Annotated in this window: 7 protein-coding genes; 6 read left to right on the top strand and 1 reads right to left on the bottom strand. The window is 70.0% G+C overall.

From position 1 onward, the window contains the following. Positions 1-711: GntR family transcriptional regulator (locus ACFTZB_RS39365; RefSeq protein WP_378440408.1), on the bottom strand; the 711-nt coding region annotated here is incomplete at its 3' end. Positions 712-805: 94 nt separating this feature from the next. On the opposite strand from ACFTZB_RS39365, the gene ACFTZB_RS39360 reads away from it, so the two are divergent. Genes ACFTZB_RS39360 through ACFTZB_RS39335 form a run of 6 tightly spaced genes read left to right on the top strand, consistent with a single transcriptional unit; the run spans position 806 to position 8609 of the window. After that, positions 806-2149, top strand: a complete 1344-nt coding sequence (locus ACFTZB_RS39360) for an MFS transporter (protein WP_378440406.1) — start codon at positions 806-808, stop codon at positions 2147-2149. Continuing rightward, positions 2142-2930: a putative hydro-lyase gene (locus ACFTZB_RS39355; RefSeq protein WP_378440404.1), complete on the top strand. Its 789-nt coding sequence runs from the start codon at positions 2142-2144 to the stop codon at positions 2928-2930. The genes ACFTZB_RS39360 and ACFTZB_RS39355 overlap by 8 nt, the downstream gene beginning before the upstream one ends. Beyond that, entirely contained in the window at positions 2920-3675 is a 756-nt protein-coding gene (locus tag ACFTZB_RS39350; protein ID WP_378440402.1) for a LamB/YcsF family protein, read from the top strand. Before ACFTZB_RS39355 ends, ACFTZB_RS39350 begins: the two co-directional genes overlap by 11 nt. After that, positions 3672-4313 carry an allophanate hydrolase subunit 1 gene (locus ACFTZB_RS39345; RefSeq protein ID WP_095861502.1) on the top strand — a complete coding sequence of 214 codons (642 nt, stop codon included), beginning with the start codon at positions 3672-3674 and terminating at the stop codon, positions 4311-4313. Before ACFTZB_RS39350 ends, ACFTZB_RS39345 begins: the two co-directional genes overlap by 4 nt. After that, on the top strand, positions 4310-5173 hold the full coding sequence (locus tag ACFTZB_RS39340; protein WP_378440400.1) for a biotin-dependent carboxyltransferase family protein: 864 nt from the start codon (positions 4310-4312) through the stop codon (positions 5171-5173). The genes ACFTZB_RS39345 and ACFTZB_RS39340 overlap by 4 nt, the downstream gene beginning before the upstream one ends. 43 nt (positions 5174-5216) lie before the next feature. Further along, a complete protein-coding gene (locus tag ACFTZB_RS39335) occupies positions 5217-8609 on the top strand; it encodes an NAD-glutamate dehydrogenase domain-containing protein (RefSeq protein ID WP_378440398.1) in 3393 nt (1130 codons plus the stop codon). Positions 8610-8684 lie beyond the last annotated feature (75 nt).

Below are 8684 nucleotides of genomic sequence, written 5' to 3'. Positions count from 1 at the left end.
ACCGCGCACGGGGCGGTACGCCCCCAGGATCTGCGCCTCGGCGTCTTCGAGGTAGGTCTTGAGTAGCTGACCTGCGGCTTCGGTGTTGCCGGCGACGAGGGCGTCGTAGATCTCGTGGTTGCGGGTGAGGTACGGCCCGTGGAAGCGATGGGCGTCGTCCATGACGTGGAAGACGAGCCGTGCCTCGTTCCAGACGCTGCGCATGAGTTCGTCGATGCGGTTGCTGTTGTTGAGGCTGGCGAGGGCGATGTGGAAGTAGATGTCGGCGGTGCCGACGCCGGTCCAGTCCTCGACGGCGAATCGCTCGTCGGCCAGGTTCAGGGCCTCGGCGACGCCGGACAGGTCGCCGGTCTCGGGGTCGAATCCGTTGACGCCGGCGCATTCGACGACGCGTCGGCAGATGTAGAGCTCGGTGATGTCCTCGGCGGTGGGGACGCGGACGAAGACGCCGCGGTTGAGTTCGTGCGCGACGAGGCGGTCTTCGATCAGGATCTGGAAGGCCTCGCGGACGGTGTTGCGGGAGACGTCGAGGGCGGCGCAGATGTCGGGTTCGGACAGTCGCGCTCCTGGTGGGAACGTTCCGTCGATGATGGCGTCCCGCAGAATGCCGGCGACCCGCGTGGTCCTGCTGGTGCGTTCGAGCAGGCCGCGGTGAGCGGCCAGGCGGGAATGCGCATCGCCGCGAAGGGCATTCGAGCTGGTCAAGTCCACTCCTCAGGTTTCGATCTCGACCGCAATCATAGTTGTCAGCTCGGTTCCGCGATTTCTTCCAGGATAACAATCCCCTCGAGGTATTGCAGGATCGTTGAACGATTTGTACCGTGAGGGGAGTTACATCGGATTCTTCGAGCAGTTACATCCCTTCTTCAGGCGAGGTGCCATGACCACAGATACACAGACCGAGGTCGCGCAGGCGCGCCCCTTCGACTGGTTCCGCACCCTCGGGCCGAAGGGAAAAAGAGCCTTCATCGGCGCGTTCGGCGGATACGGGCTCGACTCCTACGACTTCCAGGTCCTCCCGCTCGGCCTCGCGGCCATCGCCGCCTACTTCGGCCTCACCACCGGTCAGGCAGGCCTGCTGACGACGGTGACGCTGGTGGTGTCCGCGCTCGGCGGCGCCCTCGCCGGCATCCTCGTCGACAAGATCGGCCGGGTCCGCACCCTGCAGGTCACCGTCGCGACGTACACGATCTTCACGGTGCTGTGCGGTTTCGCGCAGAACTTCGAGACGCTGCTGATCTTCCGCGCCTTCCAGGGCCTCGGCTTCGGCGGTGAGTGGGCGGCAGGCGCGATCCTCGTCGCCGAGTACGCCCGCGCCGAGTACCGCGGCCGGGCCGTCGCGTTCGTGCAGAGCGCGTGGGCCGTCGGCTGGGCGCTGGCCGTGATCGTCTACACCATCGTCTTCCAGCTGTTCGACCCCGACGTCGCGTGGCGCGTGCTGTTCTTCACCGGTGTGCTGCCCGCCTTCCTCATCATCTGGGTGCGCCGGAATCTGAAGGACCCCGAGGTCGTCACGGAGCGCCGCGAGTCCGCGGGCAAGCAGACGGGCTCGTTCGCGGCCATCTTCCGCGGCGGACTGCTCCGCACCACCGTGCTCGCGTCGCTGCTCGCCACCGGTGTGCAGGGCGGCTACTACACGCTCGCGTCCTGGCTGCCGACGTTCCTCAAGACCTCCCGCGGACTCGACGTGGTCGGCACCGGCGGCTACCTGGCGATCCTCATCTCCGGGGCATTCCTCGGCTACGTCAGCGGCGGCATCCTCACCGACAAACTGGGCCGCAAGCGGACCATGCAGCTGTTCGCGTTCCTGTCGGCGATCTTCATGGTCGGCTACACCCAGGTGCCCGAGGGCGCGAACACGCTGATCCTGATCCTGGGCTTCCCGCTCGGCTTCTGCACGTCGGCGATCTTCAGCGGATTCGGATCGTTCCTGTCCGAGCTGTACCCGACGCAGTCGCGCGGCACCGGCCAGGGCTTCACGTACAACTTCGGGCGCGCGGTCGGCGCCGTGTTCCCCGCCGTCGTGGGTTTCCTGGCCGCCACCCAGCTGGGCATCGGAGGTGCGATGATCTTCGGCGCGCTCGGTTACGCCATCGCCGTGTTCGCCCTGTTCTTCCTCCCCGAGACCCGCGGGAGCGAACTTGCCTGACTCACCGACCGACCTCCGCTCCGCGTTCCGCTCGGGACGCGTCACCCCGACCGCCGGTCTGGCACCCGGATTCGCGCAGACGAATCTCATCGCCGTCCCGCAGGACTGGGCATACGACGTGCTGCTGTTCACCCAGCGCAACCCCAAGCCGTGCCCCGTCCTCGACGTCGGCGACGCCGGCTCCCGGACGACGATCCTCGCCCCCGGCGCCGACATCACCACGGACCTGCCGCTGTACCGGGTGTGGAAGGACGGCGAACTCGCGGACGAGACCACGGACGTGTCCTCGCTGTGGCGGGAAGACCTCGTGGCGTTCCACATCGGGTGCAGCTTCACGTTCGAGCACCCGGTGGCCGCGGCCGGGGTGCCGCTCCGGCACGTCGAACAGGGCAGCAACGTCCCGATGTACGTCACCGACCGCGAGTGCAGGCCCGCGGGCCGGGTCAGCGGGCCGATGGTCGTGTCGATGCGGCCCGTCCCCGAACACCAGGTGGCGCTCGCGGCGGCGATCTCGGCGCGGATGCCCGCCGTCCACGGTGGCCCCGTCCACATTGGTGATCCCGCGGAACTCGGCATCACCGATGTCGCGGCCCCCGACTTCGGCGACCCGGTGAACTTCGAGCCCGGCGACGTCCCGATGTTCTGGGCGTGCGGGGTCACCCCGCAGGCGGCGGTGATGGCGTCCCGGTTGCCGTTCGCGATCACCCACGCACCCGGGTACATGCTGATCACCGACACCCCGGACAGCGAGTACGTCCTGGAGGTCCCCGATGCGCGTTGACCTGAACTGCGACCTCGGCGAGGGCTTCGGGCAGTGGACGCTGGCCGACGACGACGCCCTCCTCGACGTCGTCACCAGCGCGAACATCGCGTGCGGGTTTCACGCGGGCGATCCGATGATCATCCGCAAGGCCTGCGAGAGCGCGGCCGAGCGCCGCGTCGCGATCGGGGCGCACGTGGGGTTCCGGGATCTGGCCGGATTCGGCCGGCGCGAACTCGCGGTGTCGCCCGCGGATCTGCGCGACGAGACGCTGTACCAGATCGGCGCGCTCGCCGGGTTCGCCCGCGCCGCCGGATCCTCGGTGACGTACGTCAAACCGCATGGTGCGCTCTACAATTCCGCCGCACTCGACTTCGAGCGGGCCGATGCGGTCGCATCCGCCATCGACGAGTTCGCCGAGCCGCTCATGCTGATGGGACCACCCGGATCGCAGTTGCAGCGGGCCGCGGAGGCGCACGGCATCGAGTTCGTCGCCGAAGGGTTCGCCGACCGCCGCTACACCGCCGCGGGCACGCTGACCCCGCGCTCGGTGCCCGGCGCCGTCATCGACGATCCCGATGTCGCCGCCGCCCAGGCCGTGCGGATGGTGTCCACCGGAACGGTGGAGTCGATCGACGGCGACGACGTCGCGGTGGCCGTGCGCAGCATCTGTGTCCACGGCGACACACCCGGGTCCGTGCAGACCGCGCGCCGGGTCCGGCACGCGCTGGAGAGTGCCGACGTCACGCTCGGATCCTTCACATGACCACCCCCACCCGGATCCTCCCGGCGGGCGATCGGGCCCTGCTCGTCGAACTCGACTCGGAACCCCTGGTCGTGTCGCTGACCGAACGCCTGCGCCGGACACCGGTTCCCGGTATGGAGGACGTGCTGCCCGCGGCGCGCACGGTGCTCGTCACCACCACACCGCGGACCGACCTCGACGAGGTGCGCCGCGCGCTGCGGACGTTGACCGTCGACCTCGAGGCGCACGACCACACCGGCGTCCCCGAATCGGAACCGGTCACCATCCCGGTCCGCTACGACGGCGCCGATCTCGCCGACGTCGCCGACCTTCTGCGGATGAGCCGCGAGGACGTGATCGCCGCCCACACCGCCGCCACCTGGCGTTGTGTATTCATCGGATTCGCACCGGGTTTCGGCTACCTGAGTTGCGGCGACGACCGGCTCACCGTGCCCCGGCGCGCGCAGTCCCGCACCGTGGTGCCCGCCGGGTCCGTGGCCCTCGCCGGCGGCTACGGCGCGGTGTATCCGCGGTCGTCACCCGGCGGATGGCAGATCATCGGAACCACGGACTCCCCGATGTGGAACCTCGACGCGGAACCCCCGGCGCTGCTGCAGCCGGGACGCCGCGTCCGATTCGTCGACGAGGAAACGCTGTGAGTGAACTCGAAGTACTCGAAACGGGTCCGCTCAGCCTGATCCAGGACCTCGGCCGCCCCGGCTACCTCAGTTCGGGTGTCGGCGTGTCCGGCGCCGCCGACCGCGGATCCGCGAGGCTCGCGAATCGGCTGGTCGGGAACGACGAGAACGGCGCGTGCATCGAGGTGCTGATGGGCGGGCTCGCCCTGCGCGCGCGGGCGGTGACGACCGTCGCCGTCACCGGCGCCCCCGCCACGGCGCTGCTCGACGGCATCCCGATGGGTCACGCAAGCGTCATCGTGATGCAGCCGGGGCAGACGCTGCGGTTGCAGTACGCGCACGTCGGGCTACGCAGCTACGTGGGGGTCCGCGGCGGTCTCGCGGTGCCGGACGTGCTCGGCTCCCGCAGCACCGACACGCTCTCCGGAATCGGCCCGGAAGCGTTGAAACCCAACGACGTCCTGCCCGTCGGCACGTGGACGAGGAACTTCCCCAACGTCGACGTGGCGCCCCTCCCCGCGATGGACCCCGGACCGCTGTCGGTGCGGGTCGTCGGCGGTCCCCGCGACGACTGGTTCACCAACCCGGACGCGCTGACCACCGGTGCGTGGGCGGTCTCCCCGGACACCGACCGCATCGGAGCCCGGCTGAACCGGCACGCCGGCGCACCCGCCCTGCAACGGGCGTCCGAGGTCGAACTCCCCACCGAGGGCGTCGCACTCGGGTCCATCCAGGTTCCGCCGAGCGGGCAGCCCGTCGTGTTCCTCGCGGACCATCCCATCTCCGGCGGGTACCCCGTCATCGGCGTCGTCGCGGACGAGGACATCGACCGGATCGCCCAGGCCCGCCCAGGCCAACTGATTCGCTTCACCACTGCGTGATCGGCTGCGCGCCGATCCCACTACAGGAGATCACCCCATCGCCATGAACAGCATCGGCACGGAACTCGACACACCCTGGTCCCACGAGTCGTGGCGCACCACGCTGCTCGCGGAACCGCACCGTCAGGGCACCGCGGTCGCGCGCCACTACGCGTCCGCGCTGCCGATCAGCTACGCCACCGAAACCGATCCGGCACAGGCGATCCGCGACGTCGCCGAGGTGGAGCGACTCGACGTCGACAGTGTGGCGCTGACGTTCACCACCACCGGGTCGTCCGCGCCGTACGAGAACCTCAAGATCTACGCCGTCGGGAAACCCGCACCGCTCAACGAGGTGCTGCCGATCCTCTCCAGCCTGGGCGTCAACGCCCTCGACGAACGTCCGGCCGCGCTGACCCGGCCGGACGGCAGTCGCGCCTGGATCTACGACCTCACCGTCGACCTGCCTGCCGTCGCGGACGGCCACGGGGCGACCCGGGACCGCCGGATCGCGGACGCGTTCCGCGCGGCGTGGACGGGTGAGACCGAGGTGGACGGGTTCAACGCCCTCGTCCTGCACGCCGGGCTCGGCTGGCGTCAGGTGACGGTCCTGCGGGCGTACGCCGCGTACCTGCGGCAGGCCGGGCTCCCGTACAGCCGCAGCAACGTCGAACGAGTCCTGCTGGGCAACAGCGTCATCACACAGCTTCTCCTCGAGTTCTACGCGCTCCGGCTCGACCCTGACATCACGCGCGACGCCGCCGCGGAGGGCTCGCTCGAGGGCCGGATCGTCGACGCGATCGACGCGGTCGCCGGAATCGACGCCGACCGGATCCTGCGGGCCCTGCTGTCGCTGGTCCGTGCCACCACCCGGACGACCTACTACGCCGGCGATCCGCGGCCCGCGAAGGCCCTGGCGTTCAAGTTCGACTCCTCGTCCATCGACGAATTGCCGTTGCCCCGGCCGAAATACGAGGCCTACGTGTACTCGCCGGAGATGGAGGGCGTGCACTTGCGGTTCGACGACGTCGCCCGCGGCGGCCTCCGGTGGTCCGATCGGCGCGACGACTTCCGCACCGAGATCCTCGGACTCGTGAAGGCGCAGGCGGTCAAGAACGCCGTCATCGTCCCCGCCGGGGCGAAGGGCGGCTTCGTCGTCAAGAACCCGCCCGCGCCGACCGGCGACGCCGCCGCCGACCGGGAGGCGATGCTGACGGCCGGAATCTCCTGCTACCGCGAATTCATCTCCAGCCTCCTCGACATGACCGACAACCTCGACATCGCGACCCGGCACGTGATCGCGCCGGACGGCATCGTCCGCCGCGACGGCGGCGACACCTACCTCGTGGTCGCCGCGGACAAGGGCACCGCGGCGTTCTCGGACGTCGCCAACGCCGTCGCGCTCGAACGCGGGTACTGGCTGGGCGACGGTTTCGCATCCGGCGGGTCCGTCGGCTACGACCACAAGGCGATGGGCATCACCGCCCGCGGCGCGTGGGAGAGCGTCGTGCAGCACTTCCGTGAGATGGGCGTCGACACCCGCACCGACGACTTCACCGTCGTCGGGATCGGCGACATGAGCGGCGACGTGTTCGGCAACGGGATGCTGCTCAGCCCCCACATCCGCCTCGTCGCCGCGTTCGACCACCGTCACGTGTTCATCGACCCCGATCCCGACCCGCAGACGTCCTGGGACGAGCGGGCGCGGCTGTTCGGCCTCGGCCGGTCCAGTTGGAAGGACTACGACAGGGCGGTCCTCAGCGAGGGCGCGATGATCGTCGACCGGTCGGCGAAGTCGGTGCGGCTCACACCGCAGGCGCGGCGCGCGCTGGGGATCGACACGGATCGGGCGCTCACCACCGTCGAACTCGTCCGCGCCGTCCTCGGCGCGCCCGCGGACCTGCTGTGGAACGGCGGCGTCGGCACGTACGTCAAGGCCACGTCGGAGAGTCACGCGGACGTCGGCGACAAGTCGAACGACGCCGTCCGCCTCGACGCGCCCGCGCTGCGCGTCCGGGTGGTCGGCGAGGGCGGCAACCTCGGCCTCACCCAACTCGGCCGAATCGAATACGCGCGCCACGGCGGTCGCGTCAACACCGACGCACTCGACAACTCGGCCGGCGTCGACTGCTCCGATCACGAGGTCAACATCAAGATCGCCCTCGCGGGCGCCACCGCCGACGGCACGCTCGCCGCGCAGGACCGTCGAGAACTGCTGTCCGACATGACCGAAGACGTCGGCCGGCTCGTCCTCGCCGACAACCGCAGCCAGAACGAGATGATGAGCCTCAACCGGGCGCAGGCGGCGACGCTCGTCAGCTTCCACTCCCGCATGGTCGACGACCTGGAACGGCGCGGCCACGTGGACCGCGCCATCGACGTGCTCCCGACGTCCGCCCAGTTCGGCGTACTCGAACGCGAGCAGAAGGGCCTGACCAGCCCGGAACTCGCGCAGCTCACCGCGCAGGTCAAGCGGTTCATCAAGAGCGAGGTGTCGGGCACCACGCTCCCCGACAACAAGGTCTACGCCGGCCGGCTCCACGACTACTTCCCGCCGCGGCTCGGCCGCGAGTACGCGCACACGGTCGCCGTGCACCCGCTGCGCCGGGAGATCGTCACCACGTCGGTCGTCAACGACATGGTCGACCGCGCCGGGATGACGTTCGCCTTCCGGCTGCGGGAGGAGACCGGCGCCGACTCGGCGGAGGCGGTGAACGCCTTCACCGCCGTCACCGAGATCTTCGACCTCGGAGCGACTTTCGCGCGGATCCGGGCGGCAGCCGACACGACCCCGGCGTCCGGGACGAACGCGCTGACCGTGCAGACCCAGCGGCTGATCGACCGGGCGTCGCGGTGGCTGACCACGCACCGGCCGCAACCGTTGCCGCTCGAGGCCACCATCGCGCGCTACCGGCCGGTGGTCCGTGAACTCGGCCCGCGCGTGCGGGAATGGTTGCAGGGCGACGAGATCACCGCCGTCGAGGGCCGAACCGGGGCCCTGACGTCGCGGGGCGCGGACGCCGGGATCGCCGCCGACGTCGCGGACCTCCTGCACACGTACTGCCTTCTCGATATCGTGGACATCGCGGAGATCTCCCAGCACCGCGCGGAGGACGTCGCGGAACTGTATTTCGCGCTGTCGGCGCACCTGCACATCAACACCGCGCTGACCGCCGTCACCGCGCTGCCCCGGCTGGACCGGTGGCACGCTCTCGCCCGCCTCGCCCTGCGCGACGACCTCTACAGTTCGCTGCGCGCCATCACCCTCGACGCGCTGTCCGTCAGCGAACCCGGCGACGACGCGGCCGACAAGGTCGACCAGTGGGAACAGCACAACGCCGCCCGGCTCGCCCGCGCGCGGGCACTGCTCACCGAGATCGAGTCGGAGGTCGCCACCGAGCCCACGCTGGCGCTGATCTCCGTCGCGGCCAGGCGGATCCGGGCGATGACGCGGTAGGCGCTTCGCGCCCGTGCGCGGTTAAGGAGTCTCTGGACTCGTCAACCACGCACGGGCCGCGGAGCGGCCTACAGC

Source organism: Rhodococcus sp. NPDC057014, assembly GCF_042673295.1.
GTDB lineage: Bacteria > Actinomycetota > Actinomycetes > Mycobacteriales > Mycobacteriaceae > Rhodococcus_F.
Note: the sequence above shows the minus strand (reverse complement) of the source record. Positions and strands in the feature narration are given on the sequence as shown.

What these genes read in the sequence shown, in the direction of transcription:
- ACFTZB_RS39350 (WP_378440402.1), top strand. Translation starts at nt 2,920, where the DNA reads ATGCGCGTTGACCTGAACTGCGACCTCGGCGAGGGCTTCGGGCAGTGG.
- ACFTZB_RS39345 (WP_095861502.1), top strand. Translation starts at nt 3,672, where the DNA reads ATGACCACCCCCACCCGGATCCTCCCGGCGGGCGATCGGGCCCTGCTC.
- ACFTZB_RS39335 (WP_378440398.1), top strand. Translation starts at nt 5,217, where the DNA reads ATGAACAGCATCGGCACGGAACTCGACACACCCTGGTCCCACGAGTCG.